The 26,900-nt window shown below is 74.6% G+C and carries 30 protein-coding genes and 9 pseudogenes; 20 read left to right on the plus strand and 19 right to left on the minus strand.

Going from position 1 to position 26,900, the window contains the following annotated elements; all coding sequences use genetic code 11:
- Positions 1-72: 72 nt before the first annotated feature.
- Genes U6N30_RS16440 through U6N30_RS16455 form a run of 4 tightly spaced genes read left to right on the plus strand, consistent with a single transcriptional unit; the run spans position 73 to position 4,077 of the window.
- Positions 73-2,853, plus strand: a complete 2,781-nt coding sequence (locus tag U6N30_RS16440; RefSeq protein WP_324273086.1) for an alpha-(1->3)-arabinofuranosyltransferase domain-containing protein — start codon at positions 73-75, stop codon at positions 2,851-2,853.
- Positions 2,784-3,197, plus strand: a complete 414-nt coding sequence (locus tag U6N30_RS16445) for a hypothetical protein (RefSeq protein ID WP_324273087.1) — start codon at positions 2,784-2,786, stop codon at positions 3,195-3,197. The genes U6N30_RS16440 and U6N30_RS16445 overlap by 70 nt, the downstream gene beginning before the upstream one ends.
- The gene (locus tag U6N30_RS16450) at positions 3,161-3,472 is read left to right on the plus strand and encodes a hypothetical protein (protein WP_324273088.1); all 312 of its coding nucleotides are present in this window, start codon (positions 3,161-3,163) and stop codon (positions 3,470-3,472) included. Before U6N30_RS16445 ends, U6N30_RS16450 begins: the two co-directional genes overlap by 37 nt.
- Positions 3,427-4,077: a hypothetical protein gene (locus U6N30_RS16455; protein ID WP_324273089.1), complete on the plus strand. Its 651-nt coding sequence runs from the start codon at positions 3,427-3,429 to the stop codon at positions 4,075-4,077. The genes U6N30_RS16450 and U6N30_RS16455 overlap by 46 nt, the downstream gene beginning before the upstream one ends.
- A 300-nt stretch (positions 4,078-4,377) precedes the next feature.
- On the opposite strand, the gene pgfA is transcribed toward U6N30_RS16455, so the two are convergent.
- The 3 genes and pseudogenes from pgfA to U6N30_RS33990 all read right to left on the minus strand — a co-directional run.
- Positions 4,378-5,358 carry a cell envelope lipid trafficking protein PgfA gene (gene pgfA, locus U6N30_RS16460; protein ID WP_324273090.1) on the minus strand — a complete coding sequence of 327 codons (981 nt, stop codon included), beginning with the start codon at positions 5,356-5,358 and terminating at the stop codon, positions 4,378-4,380.
- Positions 5,359-5,502: 144 nt separating this feature from the next.
- On the minus strand, positions 5,503-5,628 hold the full coding sequence (locus tag U6N30_RS16465; protein WP_324273091.1) for a hypothetical protein: 126 nt from the start codon (positions 5,626-5,628) through the stop codon (positions 5,503-5,505).
- Between the two features lie 262 nt (positions 5,629-5,890).
- Positions 5,891-6,283 (minus strand): annotated as a pseudogene (locus tag U6N30_RS33990) (class I SAM-dependent methyltransferase); the annotation flags it as partial.
- Positions 6,284-6,364: 81 nt separating this feature from the next.
- Here U6N30_RS33990 and U6N30_RS16470 point away from each other — a divergent pair.
- Together U6N30_RS16470 and U6N30_RS16475 are read left to right on the plus strand one after the other, a co-directional pair.
- Positions 6,365-6,676: a glycosyltransferase gene (locus U6N30_RS16470; RefSeq protein ID WP_324278338.1), complete on the plus strand. Its 312-nt coding sequence runs from the start codon at positions 6,365-6,367 to the stop codon at positions 6,674-6,676.
- Entirely contained in the window at positions 6,607-7,752 is a 1,146-nt protein-coding gene (locus U6N30_RS16475) for a glycosyltransferase family 4 protein (RefSeq protein WP_324273092.1), read from the plus strand. Before U6N30_RS16470 ends, U6N30_RS16475 begins: the two co-directional genes overlap by 70 nt.
- Before the next feature lie 109 nt (positions 7,753-7,861).
- Here U6N30_RS16475 and U6N30_RS16480 read toward each other — a convergent pair whose 3' ends face one another.
- A complete protein-coding gene (locus tag U6N30_RS16480) occupies positions 7,862-9,388 on the minus strand; it encodes an MmpA family trehalose lipid delivery protein (protein ID WP_324273093.1) in 1,527 nt (508 codons plus the stop codon).
- A gap of 57 nt (positions 9,389-9,445) precedes the next feature.
- Here U6N30_RS16480 and U6N30_RS16485 point away from each other — a divergent pair, with 57 nt between their 5' ends.
- The 12 genes and pseudogenes from U6N30_RS16485 (at position 9,446) to U6N30_RS16535 (ending at position 15,959) form a co-directional block, all read left to right on the plus strand.
- Positions 9,446-9,970, plus strand: coding sequence for a polysaccharide biosynthesis protein (locus U6N30_RS16485; RefSeq protein WP_324273094.1), 525 nt, complete (start codon positions 9,446-9,448; stop codon positions 9,968-9,970).
- Complete coding sequence (locus tag U6N30_RS16490) at positions 9,967-10,155, plus strand: hypothetical protein (RefSeq protein WP_324273095.1); 189 nt, start codon at positions 9,967-9,969, stop codon at positions 10,153-10,155. Before U6N30_RS16485 ends, U6N30_RS16490 begins: the two co-directional genes overlap by 4 nt.
- 234 nt (positions 10,156-10,389) lie before the next feature.
- On the plus strand, positions 10,390-10,737 hold the full coding sequence (locus U6N30_RS16495; RefSeq protein ID WP_324273096.1) for a hypothetical protein: 348 nt from the start codon (positions 10,390-10,392) through the stop codon (positions 10,735-10,737).
- A 125-nt stretch (positions 10,738-10,862) separates the two neighbouring features.
- Complete coding sequence (locus tag U6N30_RS16500; RefSeq protein ID WP_324273097.1) at positions 10,863-11,264, plus strand: cupin domain-containing protein; 402 nt, start codon at positions 10,863-10,865, stop codon at positions 11,262-11,264.
- Between the two features lie 140 nt (positions 11,265-11,404).
- Entirely contained in the window at positions 11,405-12,376 is a 972-nt protein-coding gene (locus U6N30_RS16505; protein ID WP_324273098.1) for an FAD-binding oxidoreductase, read from the plus strand.
- A pseudogene (locus U6N30_RS16510) lies at positions 12,310-12,651 on the plus strand (FAD-binding oxidoreductase); the annotation flags it as partial. The gene U6N30_RS16505 and the pseudogene U6N30_RS16510, both read left to right, overlap by 67 nt.
- A gap of 26 nt (positions 12,652-12,677) precedes the next feature.
- A complete protein-coding gene (locus U6N30_RS16515) occupies positions 12,678-12,896 on the plus strand; it encodes an FAD-linked oxidase C-terminal domain-containing protein (RefSeq protein WP_324278339.1) in 219 nt (72 codons plus the stop codon).
- 212 nt (positions 12,897-13,108) lie between these two features.
- A pseudogene (locus U6N30_RS16520) lies at positions 13,109-13,234 on the plus strand (hypothetical protein); the annotation flags it as partial.
- Positions 13,235-13,631: 397 nt separating this feature from the next.
- Positions 13,632-13,763 (plus strand): annotated as a pseudogene (locus tag U6N30_RS35475) (hypothetical protein); the annotation flags it as partial.
- A 527-nt stretch (positions 13,764-14,290) separates the two neighbouring features.
- Positions 14,291-14,347: pseudogene (locus U6N30_RS35480) on the plus strand (cation:proton antiporter regulatory subunit); the annotation flags it as partial.
- 91 nt (positions 14,348-14,438) lie between these two features.
- Positions 14,439-14,621 (plus strand): annotated as a pseudogene (locus U6N30_RS35485) (cation:proton antiporter regulatory subunit); the annotation flags it as partial.
- Positions 14,622-14,898: 277 nt separating this feature from the next.
- Positions 14,899-15,959 (plus strand): annotated as a pseudogene (locus tag U6N30_RS16535) (cation:proton antiporter).
- Positions 15,960-15,984: 25 nt separating this feature from the next.
- Here U6N30_RS16535 and U6N30_RS16540 read toward each other — a convergent pair.
- The 15 genes and pseudogenes from U6N30_RS16540 to U6N30_RS16610 form a co-directional block, all read right to left on the minus strand.
- Positions 15,985-16,605: a GDSL-type esterase/lipase family protein gene (locus tag U6N30_RS16540; protein ID WP_324273100.1), complete on the minus strand. Its 621-nt coding sequence runs from the start codon at positions 16,603-16,605 to the stop codon at positions 15,985-15,987.
- A 182-nt stretch (positions 16,606-16,787) separates the two neighbouring features.
- On the minus strand, positions 16,788-17,225 hold the full coding sequence (locus tag U6N30_RS16545) for an enoyl-CoA hydratase-related protein (protein ID WP_324273101.1): 438 nt from the start codon (positions 17,223-17,225) through the stop codon (positions 16,788-16,790).
- 44 nt (positions 17,226-17,269) lie between these two features.
- Positions 17,270-17,560 (minus strand): enoyl-CoA hydratase-related protein, encoded by a 291-nt coding sequence (locus U6N30_RS16550; protein ID WP_324273102.1) that lies wholly within the window; start codon positions 17,558-17,560, stop codon positions 17,270-17,272.
- 93 nt (positions 17,561-17,653) lie between these two features.
- Positions 17,654-18,421: a 3-oxoacyl-ACP reductase FabG gene (gene fabG / locus U6N30_RS16555; protein ID WP_324273103.1), complete on the minus strand. Its 768-nt coding sequence runs from the start codon at positions 18,419-18,421 to the stop codon at positions 17,654-17,656.
- Between the two features lie 148 nt (positions 18,422-18,569).
- A complete protein-coding gene (locus tag U6N30_RS16560) occupies positions 18,570-18,989 on the minus strand; it encodes a DUF350 domain-containing protein (RefSeq protein WP_324273104.1) in 420 nt (139 codons plus the stop codon).
- Between the two features lie 138 nt (positions 18,990-19,127).
- On the minus strand, positions 19,128-19,724 hold the full coding sequence (locus U6N30_RS16565) for an AI-2E family transporter (RefSeq protein WP_324273105.1): 597 nt from the start codon (positions 19,722-19,724) through the stop codon (positions 19,128-19,130).
- Positions 19,725-19,836: 112 nt separating this feature from the next.
- A pseudogene (locus tag U6N30_RS16570) lies at positions 19,837-20,463 on the minus strand (AI-2E family transporter); the annotation flags it as partial.
- Positions 20,464-20,569: 106 nt separating this feature from the next.
- Positions 20,570-20,827: a hypothetical protein gene (locus U6N30_RS16575; protein WP_324273106.1), complete on the minus strand. Its 258-nt coding sequence runs from the start codon at positions 20,825-20,827 to the stop codon at positions 20,570-20,572.
- Positions 20,828-20,936: 109 nt separating this feature from the next.
- Positions 20,937-21,455 carry a GNAT family N-acetyltransferase gene (locus tag U6N30_RS16580; RefSeq protein WP_324273107.1) on the minus strand — a complete coding sequence of 173 codons (519 nt, stop codon included), beginning with the start codon at positions 21,453-21,455 and terminating at the stop codon, positions 20,937-20,939.
- Positions 21,452-22,207: a dienelactone hydrolase family protein gene (locus tag U6N30_RS16585; protein ID WP_324273108.1), complete on the minus strand. Its 756-nt coding sequence runs from the start codon at positions 22,205-22,207 to the stop codon at positions 21,452-21,454. Before U6N30_RS16585 ends, U6N30_RS16580 begins: the two co-directional genes overlap by 4 nt.
- A 45-nt stretch (positions 22,208-22,252) precedes the next feature.
- Complete coding sequence (locus U6N30_RS16590; RefSeq protein ID WP_324273109.1) at positions 22,253-22,798, minus strand: hypothetical protein; 546 nt, start codon at positions 22,796-22,798, stop codon at positions 22,253-22,255.
- 77 nt (positions 22,799-22,875) lie between these two features.
- Positions 22,876-23,256 (minus strand): hypothetical protein, encoded by a 381-nt coding sequence (locus U6N30_RS16595; RefSeq protein WP_324273110.1) that lies wholly within the window; start codon positions 23,254-23,256, stop codon positions 22,876-22,878.
- Positions 23,257-23,399: 143 nt separating this feature from the next.
- Positions 23,400-23,762 (minus strand): hypothetical protein, encoded by a 363-nt coding sequence (locus U6N30_RS16600; RefSeq protein ID WP_324273111.1) that lies wholly within the window; start codon positions 23,760-23,762, stop codon positions 23,400-23,402.
- Between the two features lie 259 nt (positions 23,763-24,021).
- Complete coding sequence (locus tag U6N30_RS16605) at positions 24,022-24,336, minus strand: PPOX class F420-dependent oxidoreductase (RefSeq protein WP_324273112.1); 315 nt, start codon at positions 24,334-24,336, stop codon at positions 24,022-24,024.
- Positions 24,337-24,365: 29 nt separating this feature from the next.
- Positions 24,366-24,488 carry a hypothetical protein gene (locus U6N30_RS16610; RefSeq protein ID WP_324273113.1) on the minus strand — a complete coding sequence of 41 codons (123 nt, stop codon included), beginning with the start codon at positions 24,486-24,488 and terminating at the stop codon, positions 24,366-24,368.
- A gap of 201 nt (positions 24,489-24,689) precedes the next feature.
- Here U6N30_RS16610 and U6N30_RS16615 point away from each other — a divergent pair.
- Positions 24,690-26,197: pseudogene (locus U6N30_RS16615) on the plus strand (AI-2E family transporter).
- Entirely contained in the window at positions 26,098-26,895 is a 798-nt protein-coding gene (locus tag U6N30_RS16620; RefSeq protein WP_324278340.1) for a proteasome assembly chaperone family protein, read from the plus strand. Before U6N30_RS16615 ends, U6N30_RS16620 begins: the two are co-directional and overlap by 100 nt.
- Positions 26,896-26,900 lie beyond the last annotated feature (5 nt).

The following is a 26,900-nucleotide window of genomic DNA, read 5'->3' on the forward strand; positions in this document are numbered from 1 at the left end:
CACAACCGTTCGGGGAACGCGCTCGGTCGTCGTGCCGCGGCATCCTCTTCGCGGACGTGGACGCACGTCGGGGTGTGGGCCCTCCTGCTCCTCGGTTCGGTCCTGCAGCAGCCAGGCCGGACGACGTTCGACACCAAGTTCGACCTGACCGCGGATCCCGCCGGTTTCCTGGACCAGGCCCTGCAGCTGTGGTCCCCGCTCACCCTGGGCGCGCTGCAGAACCAGGCCTACGGCTACCTCTTCCCGCACGGCACCTTCTTCCTGGTGGCCGACGTCCTACAGGCGCCCGACTGGCTCGCCCAGCGCCTGTGGTCCGGCCTGCTGCTGGTGGTCGCCTACGAGGGCGCGCGCCGCCTCGTCCGCGCCCTCGGCCTGCCCTTTGCGGCCGCCCTGCTGGGCGGGCTGGCCTACGCCCTGTCCCCGCGGTTCCTGGGTGGCGTCGGCGTCCTGTCCGGAGAGGCGCCTCCCGTGGCGCTCCTCCCCTGGGCGGTGCTGCCCCTGGTGCTCGCGCTGGACGGGCGGTTGTCGGCCCGCCGGGGGGACTGCTGTCCGGGGTGGCCATCCTGTGCATGGGGGCGTGAACGCCGTCGGCACGCTGGCGGTGCTCCCCTCGCCTTCCTGGTCGCCGCCAGCCGGCTGCGCCGCGACGGCGCAGCGCTGCTCGGCTGGTGGAGCCTCGGGGCCGCGCTGGCCTGCGCCTGGTGGATCGGGCCACTGCTCCTGCTCGGCCGCTACAGCCCGCCGTTCCTGGACTACATCGAGACGGCGGGCGCGACCACCTACACGACCGGCTGGGCGAACAGCCTGCGCGGCGCCGAGCACTGGGTGGCGTACCACACGGTGGGCGGGGAGGCCTGGTGGCCCGGCGCCCACACCCTGGTGACGTCGGCACCGCTCGCCGTCCTCGCCATGGGCGTCGCTGCCTTCGGGCTCGTCGGCCTCCTGCACCCCCGCATGCCCCTGCGGCTGCCGCTCACCCTCGCCCTGCTCCTGGGGCTGCTCTGCCTGACCCTGGGCAACCCGTCCCTCGCCGGCTCCTTCGTCGACGGCCCGGTCCGCGCGCTGCTCGACGGCCCGCTGGCCCCGCTGCGCAACGTGCACAAGGTCGACCCGCTGGTCCGGCTGCCGCTCGCGCTCGGCGCCGCGCACGCGTCGGCCCTCCTCTTCCGGCGGACCGGATCGTTCCTGGAACAGCGGGGCCGGGAACGGCACGCGACGGTGGGACGCAGGGTGCTGGGCGGCGTGCTCGCCGCGGTCCTGCTGGTCGGCGCCGCCCCGCTGTTCACGAACGGGCTGCGGACGCCCGGGTGGACCGACGTCCCCGAGGCCTGGATGCAGACCGCCGCCTACCTCGACGACCAGCCGCACAACCGGGCCCTGGTCGTGCCCGGCGCCGGGTTCGGGGTGCAGACCTGGGGGTGGACGGTCGACGAGCCGATCCAGGGCCTGACCGACTCCGCCTGGGTGACCCGGAGCCAGACCGTCCTGGCACCGGGCGCCACCATCCGGGTGCTGGACACGATCGAACGCCGGCTGGGCGCCGGGCACGGCAGCGCCGGGCTGGCCGACGTCCTGGCGCGGACCGGGATCACGCACGTCGTCCTCCGGCGTGACCTCGACCGGCGGGCGACCAGCGCCGCGGACGTCAACCGGACCGAGCGCGCCCTGCTCGACAGCCCCGGCATCCGCCGGGTGGCCGGGTTCGGCAGCACCGGCTTCGCCGACCAGGACCTCATCACCGTCTACGCGGTCAGCAACGCCGTCCCCCGGGCCTCGCTGGTGGAGACCGACGAGATCGTGACTCTGGACGGCGGGCCGGAGGACGTCCTCGCCGCGCTCGACGCGGATGTCCTCTCGCCTGCCCAGGCCGTCACCGTCGGCGGGGCCGAGGAGCCGGCGGACCTGGTGACCGACGGCTACCGGCGGGTGGAACGCCAGTTCGGCAGCATCCACGACGCGGTCGGCGAGGTCATGACCCGCACCTCGCCGTCCCGCCTGGACCGGCCGGCCGACGACTTCCCCGGCGCCCCCACGGTCGACCCGGTCCAGGCCGGCTTCCTCGCGGTGGACGACGTCACGGCGTCGAGCTCCCAGGGGTATGCCGACAACTACGGCTCCGTCCGCCCCGAGCGGGGACCGGCCGCGGCCTTCGACGGCCGCCTGGAGACGGCGTGGCGGTCCGGGGCGTACGAACCGCCGGTCGGGCAGTGGCTCGACGTCGACCTGGCCCGGCCGGTCTCCGGCGGGGCGCTGCACGTCTGGTTCCTGCGCGAGCGCGGCACCAGCAAAGTCCGGAAGGCCGAGGTGAGCTTCGACGGCGACGCCGAGGTGCACGCGGTCCCGGCCGACGGCCACCTGGTGGTGGCCGTCCCGCGCACCGCGGTGCACGACGTCCGGGTCACCGTGACCGCCGTGCAGCCGGGGGCGTCCGAACTCGTGCCGGTCGCGATCAGGGAGGTGCAGCTGCCGGACACGACGGCGGGCCGCACGCTCGACGTGCCCCGTCCGGTCGGGGCCGGCACCACGGTGCTGCTCGGGAACGCCGCCGAGGAGCGCCCGTGCCTCGACATCGGCTACGGGCCCTACTGCCGGACCTCCACGTCGGCGCCGGAGTGGAACGGCATCGACCGGCGGCTCACGCTCGTCGAGGACGGCAGCTGGCACCTCTCCGGCACCGTGGTCGCGCTCCCCACCCCGGCCGCCGCCGCTCTGCTGGGCCCGCTCGACGGGTCGGCGGCCGTGACCGCCGGATCCGTCCTCGGCGACGATCCGGCTGTCTCCGGGTGTTCGCCTTCGACGGCACGATCGAGACGCCCTGGCTGGCCGATCCGGCCGACGACGAGGCGACGCTGACCATGAGCTGGACCGGCGAGCGCACGGTCAGCCGGCTCGCGGTCGACGCCGCCGGGGTGCCGGCCGCCGAGCCGGTCCGCGCCCGGATCGAGGCCTCGGGTGGAGTCCGGGACGTCGACCTAGACGGCTTCGGCTACGTCGAACCGTTGTCCGCCCGCGACGGGTTGTCGATCACCTTCTACCGCTCGGACCTCGCCGCCGACGAGCCGCTGGGCGTCGGCGAGATCCGCGTCGAGGGCCTGGAGGGCTCCAGCACCGCCCCTGGCGGGACGGCGGCACCGGAGCCGTCTGCGGGCTGGGACCCGAGGTGCGGATCGACGGCACGGTCCACCGCACCGAGGTGACCGGGACGCTGGGCGACGTGCTGGACGGGACGCCCCTGGGCTGGCGCGTCTGCGACGGCCCGGTCGACCTGACGGCCGGGGAGCACCGGGTGGTGGCCGAGCCGACACCGCAGTTCCGGCCGCTGTCGCTCACCTGGTCACCCACGGCGTCACCCCCGCAGCGACGCGGGACGCCGCGGCGTCCGACCTCGAGATCGTGTCGTGGTCGGACAGCCGGCGGGTCCTCTCGGTGGACACCGCGACCGAGACCGTCCTGCGCATCCCGGAGAACGTGAACGACGGTTGGCGGGCGACGCTCGACGGGCGGCCGCTGGAGCTCGTCGTGCTGGAGGGCTGGCAGCAGGGGTACCTCCTCCCGGCCGGCAGCTCCGGAACCGTCGAGGTCGAGTTCACCGCGGACCGGTGGTACCGCGCCTCCCTCCTGGTCGGCCTCGTGCTCGCGCTGGCACTGGTGGCGCTCGCGCTGACCGGTTCCGGCCGCCGGCGCGATGCCGGCGCCGGCCCGACCGACCTGACCTCGCCGGACCGCGTCCTCGCGGTCGGTGCGGCGTTCGTGCTGGGGGTGGTCGCGCTGGTCGTGGCCGGGGTCCCGGTCGTCGTCGGGTGGGCCACCGGCCTCCTGCCGCGCGTCCGCCGGTACGCGACGGTGCTCGGCGTGGTCGCCCTCCTCGGGAGTGGCCTGCTCGTCGCGACGTCGTCCGGCCTGGCCGCCGGCGTCCCGGGCTTCTGGGCCGACACCGCGGCGGCGCTGGGGCTGGGGCTGCTGCTGTCCTCGCTCGTGCGGGGGCGAGGCGTGCGGATGCCCTTCCGGCGCGGCCGCACCGCACGACCGCACCCGGTCGCTCCTGCCGAGGCCCGCATCCCGGAGCCGTCCCGCTGACCGGGTGACCGCCTGGTCCACCACCCACCTGCCTCCGGGCCGGCGGGCAGCCAGAACGCCGCCCGGTCGCACCCCCGACCCCTCGTGCACCCGCGTCCGCGTCCGGCTGCGCTGCTCCGGGAGCAGCGCGTCCCGACGGCCGACGTCCGCGCTGCGGCCGGCAGCACCGGGGCGGTCCGACGACCGGACGACGCCGCCGGCGGTCGGCTCCGGATGATCCGGAGCCGACCGCCGGCGGAACGTGCGGTCCAGCAGCGAGGTCCTGCCCGGGGCCCTGTGGGCGCCGGTCCCTCGCTGGGGTCAGCCGACCTGCGCGACCTCGCGGGTGTCGCTCCAGTCGTCGTCGTCGCGGTGGGCGCCGCGGCGGTTGGTGCGCGCCAGGAGGACCGCACCCACGACGAGCAGCAGGAGACCGACGAGCGCCATCGTCAGCGGCAGCGTCGTCTTGACCAGGGTGATCTGGCCCCGGATGTCCTCGGCCCGCTCCACGCCGTCGGCGATCGTCTGCTCGGAACCCGCGAACGTGCCCGCCAGGATGGTGGCGCCGGTCGTGCCCTCCGGCCCGCGCAGGACGGTGTTCGGGGTCTCCTGCGAGGTGACGATGACACCGCTGGTGGGCTCCACCCAGATGGTGCGCTCGTTGCTGTAGACGACCTCGGCGGTCACGGTGTCCTCGCCGTCCGCGCCGGCGAAGGCGGCCGGGACCTCGAGCTCGCGGACGACGGTGTCCGGGATCGACACCTGGAACCGGTAGACGTCCAGGCCGCCCAGCTCCTCCTCGCCCTCGAAGGTGGCCGGCCAGGCCTGCCGCGTCGTGGAGTTGAAGACGTCGTAGTCCTGCTGCTCGGTGCCGAAGGGGAACGTGAGCGTCAGCCCCTCGACGGGCGCGTCGTCGTCGTAGTCGATGTGGTCGACGTCGCACTCGACCGCGACGGCCTCGCGCCGGTCGAGGCACACGCGGTACGTGCCGGCGTTGAGCAGCGTCCCGTCAGTGCTGGTGATCGTCGAACCGAAGTTCCAGACGGCGACCTCGTCACTGGCGGCCTTGGAGTCCGGGTCGCCCTGGACCTGCTGGCGGACGTCGGCCTCCAGCCCCTCGAGCTGCTCCTGGTCACCGATGCTGAAGAAGTCCACCTCGGTGCCCTGGGCCGTCGGGCTGGCCTTCTGGTCCAGCGGGAGCTTGACCAGGGCCGGCTCCAGCAGCAGGCGGACCGCCAGGGCACCGGTGAGCAGGAACGCTCCCAGACCCAGCAGAACCAGCCCGATGGCGCGTCCACGCATGCCCATTGCTCCTCAAAGCTCGTCGCGACAGCACCTTTGCGTCGCAGCGGGGCAACACTACTGACGAGTAGGGCGGTATCCAATACCGGCTGGTACGCAGCCGTACCGCCCGCCCGGTACCGCTGCGTACCAGAGTGAATGCGGTCACCCGTGCGGGTGACGCGACCCCAGGCGATACCGCGCCGTACCAGGTCGGTCGGCGTCCCGGCGGCGCAGCACGACCACGAAGTTCCACGAGACGACCTCGCGCAGCACCGGGACCGCCGCCACCCAGGTGGCCCACCAGGGGTGGTAGCGGGGAAGGCGCGCACCAGGTCCACGTCGGGGCAGGACCGGGCCCAGCGCAGGGCTCCGGCGGCCGAGACGGCGAACAGCGACTCCCCGAACCGGTTCTTGGGCTCGCGACCGTGCCGACGGCGGTACCGGCGGCGGGCCCGGTGGCCGCCGAGGTAGTGCCAGGGCGCGGTCTCGTGGCCACCCCAGGGGGACCACCAGGGCGTGTAGGACAGGAAGACCGTTCCCCGGGCCTGGTCACCCGCACCATCTCGGCCGCCATCGTCCACGGCGAGCGCACGTGCTCCAGCACGTTGGACGAGTAGCAGACGTCGACGGTGCCGTCCCCCACCGGCAGCGCCTCACCGCTGCCACGCACGGTGCCCGGCTCGGCGGACCCCCGCGCGGTCATCTCACCCACGTCGGGCTCGAGCCCGATGTAGGTCGCTCCCGCCCTCCGGAAGGCGTCGGCGAAGTAGCCGGGTCCCCCGCCGACGTCGAGGACGGTCGACCCCTCCAGAGGCGTGTAGCCGGCCAACTGTGCCACCGAGTCCTCGGCCAGGGTCCGGTAGAAGTGGTCGGGATCGGTCTGCTCGACCAGGAATGCGCGGAACAGCCTCACGGAACGGGCGAACGTGGCGGGCCGAGGCATTTTCGTCTCCCGTTCCTTTTCGGATGAATGGGCTCTCGGGGGCTGAGGGAAAGCGTGTTACTCACCGGTAGTGTCGCGCGGATGCAGGAACGGTCAACGCCGATCGACGTTCTCTTCGTCAACTGGAGGGACGCGACCCATCCCGAGGGTGGCGGCTCGGAACGCTACGTCCACCGCATGGCCGAAGGGCTCGCGGGTGGCGGGCTCCGCGTCTCCATCTTCTGCGCCGCACACCCCCGAGCGGTGGCCGACGAGGTCGTCGGCGGGGTGCGGGTCGTCCGCCGCGGCGGCCGGCTCGGGGTCTACCCCGGGCCCTGCTGCACGTGTTCCGGACCCGGCCGCGCCTCGTCGTCGACGTCCAGAACGGACTGCCCTTCGCCAGTTCGCTGGTGACCCGGCGCCCCGTCGTCGTCCTGGTCCACCACGTCCACCGCGAGCAGTGGCCGATCGTCTTCGGTCGGATCGGCGGCGCCATCGGCTGGTGGATCGAGTCCGTGGTGGCGCCCCGGCTGTACCGGCGCAGCCGGTACGTGACGGTGTCCACCGCGACCGCCGAGGAGCTGGTCGGCCTCGGGATCGACGCCGACCGCCTCTCGGTGGTGGGCAACGGTGTGGAGCAGCCGCCGCCGGTGGGCTCGGCCCGGTCGGTGGACCCGCACCTGGTGGTGCTCGGCCGGCTGGTGCCGCACAAGCGGGTCGAGCACGCCATCGAGGTGGTCGCCCGGCTGCGCGACCGCTGGCCGGGGCTGCGCCTGTCGGTCGTCGGTGAGGGCTGGTGGGACGCCGAGCTGCGCGCCCGCGCCGCCGACCTGGGCGTCTCGGACTCCGTCGACTTCACCGGTCACGTCGACGAGCAGACCAAGCACGAGGAGCTCGCCCGGGCGTGGGTGCACCTGTGCCCGTCCATCAAGGAGGGCTGGGGGCTGGTGGTGACCGAAGCCGGCTCGCACCGCGTCCCGACGGTGGGCTACCGGTCCGCCGGCGGGCTGCGCGAGTCGGTCCTCGACGGCCGCACCGGCGTCCTCGTCGACGACCTCGACGAGATGGTGGCGGCGGTCGACGGTCTCCTGGCCGACGAGAACCGCCGCCTCGCGATGGGCGAGGCGGCGGCACGTCATGCTGCTGCGTTCAGCTGGCCGGCCAGCATCGAGGGCTTCGCCCGGGTGCTCGCCTCCGCGGTGCGGGAGGACGGGCCGGCCGGCCCGGGGTCAGCCCCGGGCGCCGTAGTCGAGGACGTTGATCGTCTCGTTGGTGGTCTCGATGCCGTTGTCCGGGTCGAGCGACGCCTGGATGCCGGCAACGGCGGCGACGCCGACCACGGCACCTCCGCCGAGGGAGATGAGCACGGCGATCAGGGTCTTCATGCGGGAACTCGCTTCCGTGGAGGGCGACGACGGGGCGTGACGCTAGAGGGCAACCTCGTGATCCACAACACCGACCCCGTCACGATCGCCGCCCAGCAGGCGTGAACCACCACGACCGCTGTCACCCGACCGGGCGAGGGCTGGGGGCCGGGACGGGGGTCCGGGACGCGGTGCAGGTCCAGCTCCGCGCCGTCCACGACCAGGGGCAGCGCGGTCACCTCGTCGGGGACGTCGCGGCCGGGCGTGCCCCGTTCCACGAGCACCCAGCCCACCCCGAGCTCGGCGAGCGCCGCCGGGTCGTCGCTGACGGCCGCCACCTCGCGGGCACGGAGGTCCTCCCCTCCACCACCCGGCCGTCGACGACGAGCGCGTCGTCGGTGATCGTCGGCCGGGGCAGCCACCGGGGCGCGGGGTCCAGCTGGGGCCGGTCGTCGTTCCAGCCGAACGCCCGGTAGGCGCCGAAGGGCAGCACCAGGACGTCGCCCGGGTGCTCATCGTCGGCGAGCACGTCGCGGACGCGCTCCCAGTCGGCGGGGTAGTCGACCGCCTGCAGCCGTCCGCCCACTCCCCACACCAGGTCCGGCACGGCGATGACCGGCAGGAGCACCGCGGCCGCGGCGACCAGGCCGGCCGCACCGGGCAGGACGTCCCGCGCACGGACGGCGTCGGCGAGCCGGCGGGCGCCCAGGCCGGCCCCCAGCGCCAGGGGCAGCGCCCACCAGGCCACCCACTTCTGGCCGTCCCTGAGCAGCCCGCCGCCCGGAACCGACCGGACGACGACCTCGAGGCCCTCGCGCAGTCCGGGCACCGTCCCCGCCAGGGCGAGCACCAGCCCGAGGGCACCGAGCACGAGCAGCCGGAGCCCCGGCCCGCGCCGCGCACCCCCGCCCGCCCAGCCGACGACGGCCAGCGCCACGAGGGCCAGGGTGACCAGCGGGAGCAGCACCGAGCCCCGGCCGGCAGGCACCGCGCCGGCGTTCCAGATGCCCCCGGTGCCCAGCAGCGCGAGCAGCGCCCCGCCCCACCCCTCCGGGCGAGCGGCGAAGGCGGCCACGCCGGCGGGATCCGACGCCCCGCCTGCGGGATGCAGCACGCCGGCGACGACCCAGGGCAGCGAGAGGACGAGCAGCACCGTCGCGGCGGGCAGGAGGTGGCGGCGGCCGACCAGGGCCAGCACGACGCCGGCGGCGAGCAGCGCGCCCGTCGGGGTCAGGGCGGCGGGCGCGCACGCGAGCACCAGCCGCGGCAGCGCGCGGGGTTCGCCGTCGCGGAACCGCAGCGCGGCGCGGGCGATCCAGGGCAGCGCGGCGAAGGCGAGCAGCAGCGTCCAGTGGCCGATGAGCAACCGCTCGGCCAGGTAGGGGCTCCATCCGTAGACGAGCCCGGCCACGACCGCGGCGATGCCGCGCCGGCCGTCCGGACCCGGCGGCACCAGGCGGGCGGCACCGAGCACGGCCGCGTAGACCGTGGCCAGGAGCACGGCCTTCTGCACGAACTCACCCGGCACGACCGTGGTGACCACCGCCATGACCGCGTCGACCGGAACGGCGCGCGGCAGGCCACCGCCCAGCCCGAGGGCGTCCAGGTCGAGGTCCTGGCGGGGCACGAACACCATGTCCCGGAGGAGCACGAAGCCGGGCGCGAGAGCGGGACCGGTCACCAGCAGGGCCACGACCAGCGCCAGCAGACGGGCCGGCCACGGGGACGGTTCCGGCCGGGTCCAGCCCTCGTCCACGGTCACCTCCCGTCCGCTCGCCGCTGGTCGCCCCGGCGACCGGGACGCAGCGTAGGGGCGGGCATGGCTGAACCCCTCATCCGCGAGGACGGCACGGTCGAGGGCACGCCCGCCGAGATGCCCGCCGGTCGGTCCGCTCCGCTCCGCGCGCCCCGTCTGCTCGGTCCGGCCGCGTTCGTGTCCGTCGCCTTCCTCGGGACGAACGCGCTGTCCTACGTCTTCACGCTGCTGGCCGCCCGCCTGCTCGTCCCGGCGGCCTTCGGGGAGCTGGCGGCTCTCCTCGGCGTGCTGCTGGTCGGCATCGTGCCCGCCACCGGGCTGCAGACCGCGGCAGCCCTGTACCTCGGCGGGTCGTCGTCCCGCGGCCGGCCAGGCGCCGCCTCCCGGCTGCACGCCGCAGCATGGGTGACCGGCCTGGCCGGCACCGCGATCGGAGTGCTGGTCGTCCCTACCCTGACCGTGCTCCTGCACCTGCCCGACGCCGCGGCGGTGGGCTGGCTCGTGGCACTCCTGCTGCCGTCGACCCTCGTCGCCGGGTACCAGGGGTGCTCCAGGGCAGCGGGCGCTACGTCCGGCTCGCCGGGGTGAACGCGTTCTTCGGCCTGACCAAGCTCGCCGGTGGGACGGTGGGGCTCCTGATCGGCGGAACCCCCACGGCGGCGCTCGCGGGGATGACCGGGGCGGCCGTCGCCGGGGCGCTCGTCGGCTGGGCCGGGTGCGGGCGACCGGGGTGGCACGGGGCGGCCTGCGGGCGCCACTGGCCGCCGCCCTGAGCGCCTCGGGCGCGTTGCTCGGCTTCGTGCTGCTGCTCAACCTGGACCTGCTGCTCGCCCGCCACCACCTGACCGCCGCGCACGCCGGCGAGTACGCGGTCGGCTCGGTCATCGCCAAGGTCGCCTTCTGGCTGCCGCAGGGGTCGGGGTGGTGCTGCTCCCCGGCTGGCCGACGAGGCCCACCGCCGGCGGCTCCTTCCCACGGCACTCGGCCTCGTCGCCGGGGCCGGTGCGGTGCTCACGATCGCGACGGCGGCGGTCGGCTCCGCTGCGCTGCCGCTCGCCGGGGGCGCGGCCTACGGCGACACCCTCGGGGCCGCCGCCTGGCTGTTCGCCGCGCTCGGCACCCTCCTGGCCCTCGCCCAGCTGCTCCTCTACTCGGGCGTCGCCACGGCCGACCGGTCGGCCGTCGGCGCCGTCTGGGCCGCGGCGCTGGCGGAGGCGCTGGTCGTGCAGCTGCTCTCGGCCACCGGGCGGCTGTCCGTCGTGACCATCGCGGTCACCGCGGTCGTCACCGCGTTCCTCCTGGTCGCCGTCGGCCTGCTGCGCTCCCGTCGGGTCGGGCGCGTCCCACCAGAGTGATCAACTCCGGGTGCGGGCGACGACTACTCGCGGCACGTGAGGGGCAGGAGCAGGGCACCGCCCGTCCGGACGCCGGCACGTCGTCCGGACGGCAGAACCTGATCCCGACGAGAGGAGCGCCGTCCATGGCGTCCGTCATCCACTACACGATCGCCACCGAGGCCGAGAAGAGCCCGGACTTCCGTCGCGTCCTCTGGACCGGGAAGAACACCCAGCTGGTGATCATGACCATCCCGGCCGGCGGTGAGATCGGCGAGGAGACCCACGAGGACATCGACCAGATCCTCACCTTCGTCAGCGGCACCGGTAAGGCGGTCATCTCCGGCTCGGAGAAGAACGTCGCGCAGGGCGACCTGGTCGTCGTGCCCGCCGGGACGAAGCACAACTTCCTGAACACCGGCGAGAACCCGCTCATCCTCTACACGGTCTACGGCCCGCCGGAGCACGCCGACGGCGCGGTGCACAAGACCAAGGAGGAGGCCGACCGGCTCGAGGAGGAGGGCAAGGACGAGCCCCCGACGTCCTGACGCCTCCCGGCGATGTGCGCTGCAGCCCGGTTCCGAGCCGTGGAACCGGGCTCCAGCACTCGTCGTCCTCTCGGTCAGCCCGACCAACGGGTGAACAGGCCGGGTGACCGGCCGCCGGTGCCCTTCGGGAGACTCGTCCCATGACGGCGACCGACACGCCCCTGACGACCTCGGAGACCGGCCTCGAGCTCGTAGCCGCGCTGCGGGCTGCCGGGATCGCGGACGTCGACGACTCCGGCCTGGCCCGGGCCCTCTACTCGTCCGACGCCTCGCTGTACCGGGTGCTGCCCCGGGCCGTCGTGCGGCCCCGGCACGTCGACGAGATGGTCGCGACCCTGGAGGTGTGCCGGTCCCTCGGCGTCCCGCTGACCGCCCGGGGTGCCGGCACCTCGATCGCGGGCAACGCCGTCGGCCCCGGGGTGGTGCTGGACACCAGCCGCTACCTGTCCCGCGTCCACGAGATCGACGTGGAGGCCCGGACCGCGACGGTCGACCCCGGCCTGGTGCAGGCCGCGCTGCAGACGGCGGTCCGGCCACACGGCCTGCGGTTCGGCCCGGACCCGAGCACCCACAACCGCTGCACGGTCGGCGGGATGATCGGCAACAACGCCTGCGGTTCGCGCGCCCTCGGGTACGGGCGGACGTCGGACAACGTCGTGGGGCTCGACGTGGTCACCGGCGCCGGCACCCGCCTGCGGCTGGGCCCGACCACCGAGCCCGCGGACGGCGTGCTCGGCGACCTGCACGCGCTGGTGGCCGCGGAGCTGGCGCTGGTCCGCACCGAGCTCGGCCGCTTCGGCCGCCAGGTGTCGGGCTACTCGCTGGAGCACCTGCTGCCCGAGCGCGGGTTCGACGTCGCCCGCGCCCTGGTGGGCAGCGAGGGGACGCTGGCGCTCGTGCTCGGCGCGACGGTGCGGCTGGTGACCGACGCACCGTTCCGCGGCCTGGTGGTGCTGGGCTACCCCTCGATGGCCGACGCCGCCGATGCAACGCCAGGGCTGCTCCCCACGAGCCGACCGCCGTCGAGGGGCTCGACCAGCGGATCGTGCAGCGGCTGCGCGACGTGCCGGCCGCCGTCGTCCCCGACCTGCCCCGCGGCGACGGCTGGCTGATCGTGGAGCTGACCGGCGAGACCGTCGCCGAGGTCGAGGCGAAGGCCCGCGGGGTGCTCGCCGACGCGGCCGCCCTGGACTCCCTCGTCGTCACCGACCCGGCCGAGGCCGCCGCGATCTGGCGGATCCGCGAGGACGGCGCCGGGCTGGCCGCGCGCACCTCCGACGGACGGCCGGCGCACGCGGGCTGGGAGGACGCCGCCGTCCCGGTCGAGCGGCTCGGCGACTACCTGCGCGGCTTCGAGGCGCTGCTCGACGACCACGGGCTCCAGGGCGTCCCCTACGGGCACTTCGGCGACGGCTGCGTGCACGTGCGCATCGACTTCCCCTTCAGTGCGGGCGACGACGGGGGCCCGCTCATCGAGGACGGAGCGCGTACCGCTCCTTCGTCGAGGACGCCGCCCGCCTCGTCGCCGGGTACGGCGGGTCGCTCTCCGGCGAGCACGGGGACGGGCGGGCCCGCAGCGAGCTGCTGCCGTTCATGTACTCCCCGGCGTCATCGAGCTGTTCGGCCGGGTGAAGGGCCTCTTCGACCCCGACGACGTGCTGAACCCCGGCGTGCTGGTGCGGCCGGCCGCTTTCGACGAGGACGTCCGCATGGCCGCGGCCCCCGTGGTCCGCCAGCACCTGGCGCTGGCCTACCGGCACGACGGCGGCGACTTATCCGCGGCGGTGCACCGCTGCACGGGGGTCGGGAAGTGTCGCGCCGACCTGCAGGCCTCGGGCGGCGTCATGTGCCCGTCGTGGCCGGCCACCCGGGAGGAGAAGGACACCACGCGCGGCCGGGCGCGGGTCCTCCAGGAGATGCTCGCCCCGGGCGGGCCGGTCACCGTCTGGCGGTCCCCCGAGGTGCACGACGCCCTCGACCTCTGCCTGTCGTGCAAGGGCTGCTCCCGCGACTGCCCGACCGGCGTCGACATGGCCTCCTACAAGGCCGAGGTGCTGCACCAGTCCTACCGCCGCCGGCTGCGCCCCTCTCGCACTACACACTGGGGCGGCTGCCGTTCTGGGCCGACCTTGCCGCGCGGGCGCCCCGGCTGGTCAACGCGGTGCTGCGATCCCGGCTCGGCGGTCGGATCGCCAAGATGTCGGCCGGGATGGACCAGCGCCGGGAGGTCCCGCCGTTCGCCCCCGCACCTTCCGGCAGGAGTGGGCGGCGCGGCCGGCGCCGAGCGGGGAGGGAGCGCCGGTGGCGCTCTGGGTGGACTCGTTCACCGACCACTTCGCCCCCGAGGTGGCCCGGGCCGCCGCCCGGGTGCTGGAGTCGGCCGGCTACCGGGTGCAGGTCCCCGGCGCCGACACCTGCTGCGGGCTGACCTGGATCACGACCGGGCAGCTGGACACCGCCCGCCGGATCCTCGGGTCCACCGTCGACGCGCTCGCTCCGCTGGCCGAGAACGGCATCCCGATCGTCGGGGTCGAGCCGTCGTGCACCGCGGCCCTGCGCAGCGAATCGCTGGAGCTGGTCGGCGGGCCTGCGGCGGAGCGGGTGGCCCGCGCCACCCGGACCCTCGCGGAGCTCCTGGCCGACACTCCCGGCTGGACACCGCCGTCGATGGCCGGCCTGGAGGTGGTCGCCCAGCCGCACTGCCACCACGCCTCGGTGATGGGCTGGTCGGCCGACGCCCGGCTGCTCGACTCGGCCGGCGCGACCGTCACCCGACTGGGCGGCTGCTGCGGGCTCGCGGGCAACTGGGGCGTGGAGCGCGGGCACCACGACGTCTCGGTCACCATCGCCGGGCAGCAGCTGCTACCGGCGGTCGACGGCCTCGGCCCGGACGCCGTCGTGCTCGCCGACGGCTTCTCCTGCCGCACGCAGCTCGACCAGCTCGCCGACCGGCGGGGCTGCACCTCGCCGAGCTGCTGGCCGACCGCCTCCCCTGACGCCCGGGTGGCCTCTGCGACGATGCGGGCATGGACCTCGAGGAGACCCTGCTGCCCGGGGTCGGTGTCCGCTACGAATTGCGGACCCGGTCGGGTGAGATGCTGGGCATCGTCATCCAGCGCGAGGGGGCGCGGAGATCGCCGTCTACGACCGGCGGGACCCCGACCGTGCCCGGGGATGTTCCGGTTGGAGCCGGAGGAGGTGGACGCGGTCGCCGAGGTCCTCGGCGCCCCGCGGCTGACGCAGCGGTTCGCCGACCTCTCCCGGGAGGTCCCGGGGTTGGAGTCCGGGCGCTTCACGATCGCCGCGGGGTCACCCTTCGCCGGCCGGACCCTGGGCGAGACGCGGGCCCGAACGCTCACCGGGTGCTCGATCGTCGCCATCGTGCGCGGCGCCGACGTCGTCCCCTCGCCCTCCCCGGTGACCCTCTCCGGGCCGGTGACGTCGTGGTCGCCATCGGCTCCTCGACCGGCCTGGAGCAGCTGGAACGGCGGCTGGCCGGCCGGTCCGACGGCTGACCGGACCCGGCCTGGTGGACCACGTCGCCGCACTGCTGCTCGAGCTCGGCCTGCTCTTCCTCGGGCTGTCCGTGCTGGGCCTGGCCGCCCGGCGGCTCGGGCTGTCCCCGGTGCCCTTCGTGCTGCTCGCCGCCCTCGCGCTCGGCGACGGCGGCGTCGTCCCGCTGAGCACGGCGGAGCCGTTCCTGGAGGCCTCGGCCGAGATCGGCGTCGTCCTGCTGCTGCTGACGCTCGGCCTGGAGTTCTCCGCGACCGAGCTGTTCAGCTCGTTCCGCCGGCACGCGCCCTCGGGGCTGGTCGACCTGGTGCTCAACGCACCACCGGGCTTCGTCGCCGGACTCCTGCTGGGCCTGCCCTGGCAGGGGCGCTGGCGCTGGGCGGGGTCACCTACATCTCGTCGTCGGGCATCGTCGCGCGCCTGCTGGGCGACCTCGGCAGGCTGGCCAACCGCGAGACGCCGGCGGTCCTGTCGGTGCTCGTGCTCGAGGACCTGGCCATGGCGCTGTTCCTGCCGCTGCTGGTGGTCGCGCTGGCCGGCGAGGGCCCCACCGCGGCGGCCTCCGGCATCGCGCTCGCGGTCGGGGCGGTGGTCGTGGTGCTCGTCGCCGCCCAGCGCCACGGGCACCGGCTGGGCCGGCTGCTCACCCACGACGACGACGAGCAGGTGCTGCTGCGGCTGGTCGGCCTCACGCTCCTCGTCGCGGGGCTGGCGCAGGCGCTGGGGGCCTCGGCGGCGGTGGGCGCGTTCCTCGTCGGTCTCGCGCTGCCCGCCTCCTTCGCCGAGCGGGCCCGCGCCATCCTCAACCCGCTGCGCGACCTGTTCGCGGCGCTCTTCTTCGTCGCGTTCGGGTTCGCCACCGATCCGGGCGCGATCCTGCCGGTCCTCCCCGCGGCGCTCGCGCTGGCGGCCGTCTCCGTCGCCACCAAGATCGGCACCGGCTGGTTCGCCGCGGCACGGGACGGCGTGGCCGTGCCGGGGCGGCTGCGTGCCGGGACGGCGCTGGTGGCGCGCGGCGAGTTCTCGATCGTGATCGCCGGCCTCGCGGTGACCGCGGGGCTGGCCGACGTCGGCCCGATCGCGACCGGCTACGTGCTGATCCTGGCCGTCGCGGGACCGGTCCTCACCCGGGTGGTCGAGCCGCTCGGCGCGCGCTTCCTCCCCGTCCCCGCGGCGCGCTGACCCGACCCGCGGGGTCGCCGTCGCGTCAGGCGGCCTCCTCCCGGCGGGCCCGTGCAGCGGCGAGCACCGCCGGCGCGAGCGCCGCCGCGATGCGGGCGTAGCCGGCCGACGACGGGTGGAAACGGTCGGCGGAGAACATCGCCGCATCGGCGGCGAAGGCGCTCGCCACCTCGGCGGCCACGCCCGCGACCGACCCGCCCTCCGCTGCCACGGCGGCGGCCTGGCGCGCCTGCAGCTGCGCGCAGGCCGCCTGCACGAGGGGGCGGAACGCGGGCGGGACGAACGGCACCGAGGACATGTCGGGCGCAGGGACGACGACGACGTCCGTCCCCCGCTCCCGCAGCGCGCCGACGGCGACGCGCAGGGCGGCCGCGGCCTGCTCGGGCGGCACGAACCGGGCCAGGTCGTTGGCGCCGATCACCACGACGGCGACGTCGGCGTCCAGCGGGCGTGCTCGCTCCACCTGGGCGGTCAGGTCGGCCGACACCGCACCTGGCACGGCCAGGACGTGCAGCTCCACGGAGAAGCCGTCGGCGGTCAGCGCCCCGTGCAGACGGCGGCCCAGGGTGTCCTCGGCGCGGGCGGCGCCGGTGCCGTAGGCGATGGAATCACCGAGGACGACGAGGCGCAGGGACGAGCGGGTCACACCGGGTCCAACGCCCCGGCACGCCCCGCGCCTTCCCCGATGATCAGCTCTCCTGATCGTTCGGGGTCCTCCCGCACGGTCGACCACGAGGGAGGACCCGGAATGGTCAGGTCTCCTGATCATTCGGGGCCGGCGGGGGCGCCGGCGGGGGCGCTGGCGGGGGGCGCTGGCGGGGGCGGGGGTCAGCGGCCGCGCCAGACGGGTGGGCGGCGCTCGGCGAAGGCGGTGGATCCCTCCCGGGCGTCGTCCGAGGCGAAGACCGGGCGGACGACCTCGTCCTGCCGGGCCCAGGCCTCGGCGACCGGCCAGGCAGGCGCCGACTGCACGATCTCCTTGGTGGCGGCGACGGCCAGCGGCCCGTTCGCGGCGATGACCCCGGCCAGCTCGACCGCGGCGTCCAGCGCGGCGCCGTCGTCGACCACGCGGTTCACCAGGCCGACCGCCGCGGCCCGATCGGCGTCCATGGGGTCGCCGGTCAGGAGCAGCTCGAGCGCCACGGCGCGCGGCACGCGCTGCGGCAGCAGCAGGGCCGCCCCGCCCGCGGCCACCAGGGACCGCTTCACCTCGGGGACGCCGAACCGGGCACCCCGGCCGGCGACGACGAGGTCGCAGGCGAGCACGAGCTCGAACCCACCGGCCAGCGCCCCGCCCTCGACGGCGGCGATCAGCGGTTTCCGCGGCGGCGTGCGGGTGATGCCGCACAGCCCCCTGCCCTCGATCGCGGGGTCTCCCCGCGGAGGAAGGCCTTGAGATCCATCCCGGCGGAGAAGAAGCCGCCGGCCCCGGTGAGCACCCCCGTCCGCAGCTCGTCGGACGCGTCGAGCTCGTCCACGGCGGCGGCCACGCTGCGCGCGACGGCGGCGTCCAGCGCGTTCCGCGCCTGCGGACGGTCGATCGTGATGACCTGCACCGCACCGCGGCGCTCGACCCGGACGACGCCACTGCTGTCGGACACGTACCCCCTCGGACGGGAAACGGCGCGGGGCCCGGCACCGATGGCGACCGGGCCCCGCGGAGAGCTCCTCTGCGGACGGCAGAGGGTTCTCCGTCAGGCCTTCGGGCCCCCGGCGGCGTAGACGACCTGGCCGGAGACGAAGCCGGCGCCCTCGCTGACGAAGAACGACACCAGGTGTGCGATGTCCTCCGGCTTGCCCGTCCGGGCCACCGGGATCATCGAGGCCGCGCCCTTGATGAAGTCCTCGAACGGGATGCCCATGCGCTCGGCCGTCGCCTTGGTCATCTCGGTCTCGATGAAGCCCGGGGCGATGGCGTTGGCGGTGACGCCGAATTTGCCCAGCTCGATGGCGAGGGTTTTGGTGAAGCCCTGCAGACCGGCCTTGGCCGTGGAGTAGTTCGCCTGGCCCCGATTGCCGAGCGCCGAGGTGCTCGACAGGTTGACGATGCGGCCCCACGTGGCGTCGATCATGTGCTTCTGCGCCGCGCGCGTCATGAGGAAGGCACCGCGGAGGTGCACGTTCATGACGATGTCCCAGTCGGACGACGACATCTTGAACAGCATGTTGTCGCGCAGGACGCCGGCGTTGTTGACCAGCACGGTCGGGGCGCCGAGCTCAGTCGCGATCCGCTCGACGGCGGCCTCGACCTGGGCCTCGTCGCTGACGTCGGCGCCCACGGCCAGCGCCCGGCCTCCGGCGGCCTCGATCGTCTCGACGGTGCCCTTGGCGGACGCCTCGTCGAGGTCCAGGACCGCCACGGCGAACCCGTCCTGCGCCAGGCGGACGGCCGTGGCCGCGCCGATGCCGCGCGCGGCCCCGGTCACGATCGCCACCCGGGTCGCGGTACTTGCCTCGCTCATGAATGTTCCCTTTCGCATCGGATGCCGGCTGCCGTGCGCGGATCCATCCCGCGACGGGCCGAGAGCTGCGCCCGACACGTTACGGCCGGGCGCTGCCGTCGTCGTCACACGGTCCGGAAGGGCCGTTCCGGTCGGGACGCGGCGGTGGTCAGGGCCAGATCGAGGCGACGACGATCGCCGCGACCGCCAGCTGCACCGCGGCGCTGACCAGGCTGGCCGGGTGGAAGTCGCGGTCGGTCAGGTGGGCGCCGAGCTTCCCCGGGGTGATCAGGTCCAGCACCAGGAACGCGACGGCCTGGAGCAGGACGCCGAGGACGCCGAACACGACGGTGTAGAGCAGCGCCTGCCCGAAGCCGCTCGTGGCGTTGGTCCAGATGCTGGCGAACACGATGGCGCCCTGGCCGAGGAACCCCGCGGCGAGGGTAAGGGCGGCGTTGATCGACCGGTCCTCGTAGATGTGCCGCCCGAGGTGCCCGGGGGTGAGCAGGTCGAGGGCGTAGAAGCCCAGGACCAGGAGCGCGATGCCGACCCCGGTGTAGGCGCCTGCATAGCCGATGCTCTCCAGCACGGGGAGGACCTCCTGGTGGGAACGGGTTCTGTCGCGGAAACGGGCCTGCCAGGTCTACCGCACTGCACCGTCCGGCGCACGGACCGGGGCCCGCACACGCCCGGCCGGGTCACCGGCCGCCAGGAGAACCGGCGCTTCTCATTCGGGGTCCACGTGCGAGGACGGCACCGGGCGGCGGGGATGGTGCACCCGGCGGACCGACGCGAGCGCTGCCCGTCGGGCGTGCATGCGCCGCTTGGCCCGCATCGTGCGTGGGGCCCGGGGCTCCTCGCGCAGCAGGGCGTCCAGCCAGTGCCCGCCGGGGTCCACGTCCACCAGGAGCGCCTTCACCAGCAGGGTCAGCGGGATCGCCAGCAACGCGCCGAGCGCGCCGAGCACCCAGCCCCAGAACAGCAGGGCGATGAAGGTGACCGTCATCGACAGACCCACCGAGTCACCGACGAACCGGGGCTGGATCAGCGTCTGGATCACGAAGTTGAGCAGCGAGTAGACGACCACGATCGCGATCAGGTCGCCCCAGCCCCCGGCCAGCAGCCCCAGGATCGCCGGCGGCACCACGCCCAGGACGAAGCCGATGGCGGGCACGTAGTTGGTGATGAACGCCAGCAGCCCCCACAAACCTGCCGCGGGAACGCCGATGATCACCAGCGCGATCCAGTCGCCGACGGCGACGATCGCGCCGAAGACGGTGCTGACCAGCAGGTAGCTGCGGGTGCCCTGGGCGAACAGCGTCATCGCGACCGGGAGGTGCGGCCGGTCCTCCCCACGAGGGCCATCCGACGGGGAAGCCACTGGACTCGATGGCCATGAAGACCAGCGCCGACAGCAGCAGCACGAGGGTGCTGGCGGCGCTGGTCAGCCGCCCCAGCAGGTCGGTGGCCAGGCCGACGAACTGGCCGTAGTCGATCTGCCGGACCAGGTCCGACAACTGCCCCGACACGATGCCGGCGTCGTTGAGCTGCCGCACGACGTCGTTGATCAGGATCTCCGCCTGCCCGGCGTAGTCGGGCAGCAGCGCGGCGAACCGTGCCACGGAGACGACGAGCAGGGTCACGAAGGCGAGCAGGACCGCCCAGACGAGCAGCAGGAGCACCGTCGTCGCCAGCCAGCGCGGGACGCCCACCCTGCGCAGCCAGCTCTGCACCGGTGCGAGGGCGACGACCACGACCAGGGCGAGCAGGACCGGTGCGACCAACCAGGCGATCGCACGCAGTCCTCCCACCGCGATGCTGGCCGCCGCCAAGCCGGCCACGAGCAGGAACCACCGCGGGATCCCCGGCGGGCTGACCGGGGACTCGACGGCGGTGGCCCCGACTGCGACGCCCGTGGACGGGGCGTCGTCGAGTCGCTCGTCCGGCTCGTCGGGTCGCTCGCCGGGTTCGTCCGGGAGGATGTCGCCCGTACGTCCGGGCCCGTGACGTGGGTGGGTGCGGGCGACGGGACCGGTGCCCGGTGCGTCTGGTCGGACCGCCATCCCGCCTCCCCTCTGGTCGCCGAGTGGTACCGGTACACCGTGCCCCCATGGTGCCGGGCGTGCCCACCCGGGCGATGGAGGCGCTACCTCGCGTCGAGCAGCTCGGTCATCGCGGGCAGGTCGAAGAACGCCGCCGTCGCCCGGGCGCTCGGCCCACCGGCGTCGGGGTCGGCACCGGCGGCGACCAGTCGCGTGACGGTCTCGGTCGACTGCCGGAAGACGGCCGCCGCGAGCGCGGTCTGCCCGCGGTCGTTGGCCCGCGAGTGGTCGGCCCCCGGTCCAGCAGGGCACCCACCGTTCCCGGATGCCCGTGGTAGGCGGCCAGGATCAGCAGGGTGTCGCCCTTGTCGTTGGTGAGGTTCACCGGGACGCCGGCGTCGACGTACTCGGCCAGCTCCTCGGTGTGCCCCCGCGGGCCAGGTCGAAGACCCGCCCGGCCAGTTCGAGAACACCCGGGTCGATCGGCTCACCAGTCACGGCACCAGCCTAGGAGGGCTCCGCAGCAGGAGCTTCATGCCGTCGTGCGAGGCCACGAAGCCGAGCCGCTCGTAGAACCGGCGGGCGTCATGGCGCCTCGTGTCGGTCGTCAGCTGCACCAGCGCGGCGCCCTGCCGCCGGGCCTCCTCCACCGCCCAGCCGATCATCGCCGCGCCCAGCCCCTGACCCCGCAGACCGGCGGCCACCCGCACCGCCTCGATCTGCCCGCGCAGGGCACCACCGCGGGAGAGGCCGGGCAGGAGCGTGAGCTGCAGCGTGCCGACGACGCTGTCCTCCTCGACGACCACGAGGAGCGTGTGGGCGGGATCGCGGTCCACGAGGTCGAACGCCCGCCGGTAGGGCGCCAGGTCGCCGGGTTCCTCGCGGGCGGCGCCGAACGGGTCGTCGGCCAGCAGCGCCACCAGGGCCGGGAGGTCGGCGGCGGCCGCCCGCCGCAGGAGGAGAGCGCGGCCGCCGAGGACCAGCGGGGCGGGCAGGGTTCCGCCGCTGGTCACGAGCGCCGGGCCACGCGGTCGGTCAGGGCCAGCACGTGCTCCCACGCGTCGCGGCAGGCGTCCTCCCACTCCCCGAAGGCCCGGTCGAAGAAGGAGTGCGGTGCGCCGTCGTAGACCACCGCGTCGACCTCCGCACCGGCCGCGCGCATGGTGTCGGCGAGCGCCAGCTGGTCGGCCACCGGAGTCGCCGCGTCGGCTCCGGCGATCAGCATCACCGTCGGCAGGTGTGCCCGGCCGGCCGCGTCGCCGACGACGGAGGGCTTGCCGTAGAACCCCACGCAGCCGGCGAGGTCCAGCTCGCCACCGGCCTGTCTCCAGGAGATGCTGCCGCCGAGGCAGAAGCCCACCGCCACCACCGGGAGGTCGGCCCCGGCCCGCTCGCGCAGGTACGCGATCGCGGCGGCGAGGTCGGCGTCGATCCCCTCGGCCGTCGCCGCCTGGACGTGCGGCTGCCACGCGAAGTCGGCGTCGCGGACCCCGCGCTCGGCCACCCCTGCGGTGCGGCCGAAGTAGTCGATCGCCACCGTCGGCAGGCCCGCCTGGGCGAACTGGTCGGCCAGGGCAACGTAGAACGGGTGCAGCCCGCGGACGTCGGGGAGGAGCACCACGCCGGCTCCGGCCGGCTGCGCGGGAGCGGCGTAGGCCGCCGAGAAGGCGGTCCCGTCGGCGGAGGCGAGCGTGAGGACGCCCCGTTCGGCGACGTCGCCGCTGCGGGGTGGTGCGGGCGGGCGGCTGTCGTGGTCGTGGCACATGTGCCCGGTTCTACCTGGGGGCGCCGCGAGGCGCTCCTCGAGGCGTCAGCTCTCGGCCGCCTCGTCGGCCGGTCCGGGGTTGCCCCCGAGCACGCGGGCGGCCACCTCGCGGCGGGTGTCGGCCAACCACTCGTGCTGCTTGTCGGCCTGGGCGATCAGGCGCTCGAGCAGCTCGGCGTCGAGCCGGCCGTCCACGGCCGCGAGCTCGCGCAGGGTCTCGAACCCGGCCCGCTTGGCCAGCACCGCGGTCGAGATGAACTCGAACTCGACCAGGTCGCTGAGCGGCGACCGGGACAGCAGGTGCCCGTTGAGCTTCAGCCGCGACGCCTTCTCCCCCAACCACGAGGCGAGCTGCTTGTACTGCGTGACCGGCAGCCCCAGCGCGGCCATCGACGACCGGATGCCGGCCCGCTCCTCCCGCAGCTCGTCCAGCAGCTGCTCCAGGCGCGGCTCGTACGCGGTGCCCCGGTGCACCCCGATCATCCGGCTGACCAGTTCGATCCCACCCGTGGCGGCGGCCAGGTGGTCGTTGCAGTAGATGCCGAGCAGGTCGGGGTTGCGCACGGCGCCGGCTGCGGACGACTCGGACACAGGGCCTCCAGGAGGGATGACGGAACGGAAGCCCATCCTGCCCGCGCGCGGGCCGGCCTACCCGTCCTCCGGCGAGGTCACCGCACGAGGACGGCCACACCGACGCACGCCGCGGCCCACAACGCGCTCGCCAGGGTCCCGAGGATGAAGCGCTCGGAGGCCGCGGGGCTGCGCAGTTCCGCGTACCGCCCGAGCCCCTTCACGGCCAGCACGACGACCAGCCCCTCGGCCGACCCGGCCAGCAGGGTGGCCGCGACCGCCGCCCGCTCGAGGACGCCGATCCAGGCGCCACCACGGAGGATCTCCGGGTCCTGCGGACCACCGCTGACCCCCGCGGCCGCCGGGTCGGCGACGCGCAGGACCGCGGTGGCGACCGGGCCGCCGCCCGCCACGGCGGCGAGGAACCCCGCGACGGCCGCCGCTTCGACGAGGCCGTCGGTCGCGTTCCCCCGGCCCACGCGACCGCCCCGGCAAGGGTGAGCAGGAGCCCGGGGACGACGGCGGCCCACGCGGGGCGGACGCGCTCCCCTGGGTGGTCAGCAGGACCCCGCAGACGGCGGTCAGACCGAGCAGGACGAGCACGGCAGCGTTCATGGCCGGATTATCCTGCCGCGCGGGTCAGGAGACGCGCGGCCGTCGGGCGCAGGTCCTGCTCCAGCTCCCACAGCCCGGCGGCCAGCCGCTGGCCGACCGCCTGCCGGGAGATGCCGAGCACGGTGGCCGCGTCGGCCTGCGTACGACCGCCGCTGACCAGCTCGATCGCCTCCCATGCCTGCTCGCTGCGTCGATCCACGACGAGCGCGAGCGCGCTGAGCACCGCCTGGGCGTCCGACGCGTCGGCGGGCACGGCACCGCGCACGGCCAACCGGGCGGACCGCTGCTTCGCGGCGTCCACCGCCCGGCGGGCGCACAGGAAGGCCGGTCCCGCGCCGGCCCGGGTGGTCGACGGCAGCGGCGTCTGCACCGCTCCGGCCCCGACCCCGATGCTCCAGTTCCCGGCGCGGACGAGACGCAGGACGACGTCGACGACCGCGTCCGGCTCGGCCAGGACCCCTGGAACTCGTCTCCGGCCGTCCGCTCGAACGCCAGCAGCGTGCGGACGTCGTCCAGGTCGCGCAACGCATCACCGACGCGGTCGGGATTGCGCCGGCTCGCCTTCTGGTCCACGGTCAGCACGTACGGCATCCCGCAAGTCTGACACCTTTCATGGGCCGAAGCAAGCCTCAGAGCTTGTCGACCACCTCGGGCGGGAACCCGCCCGTGGCGATCGGCCCCCAGCCGGTGATCGTGACGCGAATCAACGACTTCCCCTGCCGGCTCATCGCCGCCCGGTACTCGTCCCAGTCCGGGTGCTCCCCGCTGATGGACCGGTAGTACTCGACCAGCGGCTGCAGTGCCTCCGGCAGATCCAGCACCTCCGCCTCGCCGTCCACCTGGACCCAGGCGTCGTTCCAGTCGGGAGACAGCACGCACAGCGAGACGACCGGATCCCGTCGCAGGTTGGCCACCTTCGCCCGCTGCGGGTAGGTGGAGATCACGATCCTCCCCTCTCCGTCGACTCCGCAGCTCACCGGTGAGAGCTGCACCCCGTCTCGCGGCGACGGGTCACGAGCACGGCCTGGTGGCGCGGTCGGAGGAAGCCCAGCAGGGAGTCGCGGTCCACCCGGTCGACGGTGGCGGTCTTCGGCATGACCCGACGCTACGACTTCCTCACAGTGATCGTTTCCGGCCGGTCCGCTCGCGCCTTCTGTGCTGCAATCGGCCCATGAGGCTCCGACTCCCTGGCCGTCCCACCCCCGAGCGCGAGCCGGAGAAGCAGCAGGACGCCCCGGAGCCGGGCCGGGCCGCCGTCACGACGTCCCCCGCTCCGACCCACGGTCGTGGTCCCCGCATGCAAGCCGCCAGCCGCGCGCTCGCGATCGCCTCCGCCCAGTTCCTGCTGGTCGCCGCCGCCGTCGTCGTCCTCTTCTACGTGCTCGGCAAGCTCTGGTCCATCCTGCTGCCGATCGTGCTCGGCCTGCTGATCGCCACCGTGCTCTGGCCCCTCACCCGATTCCTCCGCAACCACCGCTGGCCCCCGGCGCTCGCGGCGGTGACCGTGCTGCTCGCCTTCCTCGCCGCGTTCGGCGGCATCATCGCGGCCATCGCGCCGCAGGTGGCCAACCAGGTCACCGAGCTCGCCGACGCCGCCACGGCTGCCCTGGAGGACGTGCAGGCGTGGTTGCAGGGCCCGCCGTTCAACCTCGGCGAGGACCAGATCGGCAACGCCGTCGATTCGGCGATCAGCTCGATCCAGGGCAACGCCCAGAACATCGCCGGCTACGCCCTCACCGGCGCCACCGCGGTCGGCAGCGGCCTGGTCAACCTGGTGCTGGCCCTGGTCCTGGTGTTCTTCTTCCTCAAGGACGGGCCCCGCTGGGTCCCCTGGCTCTCGGCGCAGACCGGGCCGAAGGCGGCCCAGCACGTCGCGGCGCTGTCCTACAAGACCTGGTCGACGCTGTCGGAGTTCATCCGGCAGCAGGCCCTGGTCGGTTTCTTCGACGCGCTCTTCATCGGTCTCGGGCTGTGGATCCTCGGCGTCCCGCTGGTGATCCCCTGGCGGTGCTGACGTTCTTCGCCGCCTTCGTGCCGATCATCGGCGCCTTCGTGGCCGGCGCGTTCGCCGTCCTCATCGCGCTGGTGAGCAACGGCTTCACCACCGCCCTGATCGTGCTGGGAATCGTCGTCCTCGTGCAGCAGGTCGAGGGCAACGTCCTGCAGCCGATCATCCAGGGGCGCGGGTTCAACCTGCACGCGGCCGTGGTCATCCTCGCGGTCACCGCCGGCAGCAGCCTGGCCGGCATCATCGGCGCGTTCCTCGCCGTGCCGGTCGCGGCGCTGATCGCCGTGATGTACCGGTACGCCCGCGACCAGCTCGACGAGAAGTCCCCGAGATCGCCGACGACGGGACGCGCGCGGACGTGGTCGGTGACGACTCCGGCACGGCGGTGGTCCGGGAGCCGGTGGCGCCGCCGGCCGACGAGCGCCCCGAGGGCTGAGCCACCCCTCGGGGGACCATGGAGGCGGCGGGAATGCCGCCGCCCCCGGGGCGGCTGCACCGGGGCGGCGGCCGCACCGACCGCCCGAACGACGCCAGGAGGTCCGACGTGCCGCAGCGACCGGAGGATTTCGTCGAGCTGCTCCCCGGGGCCGAGCCCTTCCTCGCCCGCGAGGCGGCGCTCGGCGGCCCCGAGGAGCGGGCCGGCCTGGTGCTCGTGCACGACCTGGCGGGCGACTTCGACGCCGCGCACGCCGGCACCCTGGCCGGCGCGCACCTGCTGGCCGGCCTGCCGCACGAGGTCATCGCACGGTTCGACGCCGACAGCCTGGTCGACTACCGGGCGCACCGCCCGCGGATGACCTTCAACAGCGACCGGTACGAGGGATTCGCCGCGCCGGAGATCCTGCTCCACGCCGTCGAGGACGACGCCGGAACGACGTTCCTGCTGCTCCACGGCGCCGAGCCCGACTTCGCCTGGGAGCGGTTCGTCGCCGCCGTCGCCGAACTCGTCGAGCGCCTCGGCGTCACCACCGTGGTCGCGCTGCAGGCCATCCCGATGCCGGTTCCGCACACCCGGCCGGTCACGGTCACCGCGCACGCCACCCGCCGCCAGCTCATCGAGCAGTACCCGGTCTACTGGGGCGAGATGCGGATCCCCGGAAGCGTCTCGGCGCTGCTGGAGCTGCGCCTGGGCGAGGCCGGCGTCGACGCGCTCGGTGTCGCCGCGCACGTGCCGCACTACCTGGCACAGGCCACGTATCCGGCCGCCTCGCTCACCCTCCTCGAACACCTCGAGAGCCTGACCGGCCTGCACCTGCCGACCGAGACGCTGCGCGAGGCGGCAGAGGCCCACCGCACCGAGATCGACGAGCAGATCGCCCGGTCCCCCGAGAACACCGCCGTCGTGGCGGCACTCGAGCAGCAGTACGACGCGTTCACCGCCGCGCGGGAGGGCGCCGACCTGCTCTCGGGCGGCGAGGTGCCGAGCGCCGAGGAGATCGGCGCGGAGTTCGAGCGCTTCCTCGCCGACCAGGACCGCAGGCGCCCCCGCGACTGACACCC

It is taken from the genome of Blastococcus brunescens, from assembly GCF_035320885.1.
GTDB classification, from domain to species: domain Bacteria; phylum Actinomycetota; class Actinomycetes; order Mycobacteriales; family Geodermatophilaceae; genus Blastococcus_B; species Blastococcus_B brunescens.

Excerpts from the sequence above, each read along its gene's own strand:
- pgfA (WP_324273090.1), bottom strand. The coding sequence starts at position 5,358 with ATGCGTGGACGCGCCATCGGGCTGGTTCTGCTGGGTCTGGGAGCGTTC.
- U6N30_RS16470 (WP_324278338.1), top strand. The coding sequence starts at position 6,365 with ATGCAGGAACGGTCAACGCCGATCGACGTTCTCTTCGTCAACTGGAGG.
- U6N30_RS16485 (WP_324273094.1), top strand. The coding sequence starts at position 9,446 with ATGGCTGAACCCCTCATCCGCGAGGACGGCACGGTCGAGGGCACGCCC.
- U6N30_RS16500 (WP_324273097.1), top strand. The coding sequence starts at position 10,863 with ATGGCGTCCGTCATCCACTACACGATCGCCACCGAGGCCGAGAAGAGC.
- U6N30_RS16505 (WP_324273098.1), top strand. The coding sequence starts at position 11,405 with ATGACGGCGACCGACACGCCCCTGACGACCTCGGAGACCGGCCTCGAG.
- fabG (WP_324273103.1), bottom strand. The coding sequence starts at position 18,421 with ATGAGCGAGGCAAGTACCGCGACCCGGGTGGCGATCGTGACCGGGGCC.
- U6N30_RS16565 (WP_324273105.1), bottom strand. The coding sequence starts at position 19,724 with ATGACGCTGTTCGCCCAGGGCACCCGCAGCTACCTGCTGGTCAGCACC.
- U6N30_RS16585 (WP_324273108.1), bottom strand. The coding sequence starts at position 22,207 with ATGTGCCACGACCACGACAGCCGCCCGCCCGCACCACCCCGCAGCGGC.
- U6N30_RS16610 (WP_324273113.1), bottom strand. The coding sequence starts at position 24,488 with ATGCCGAAGACCGCCACCGTCGACCGGGTGGACCGCGACTCCCTGCTG.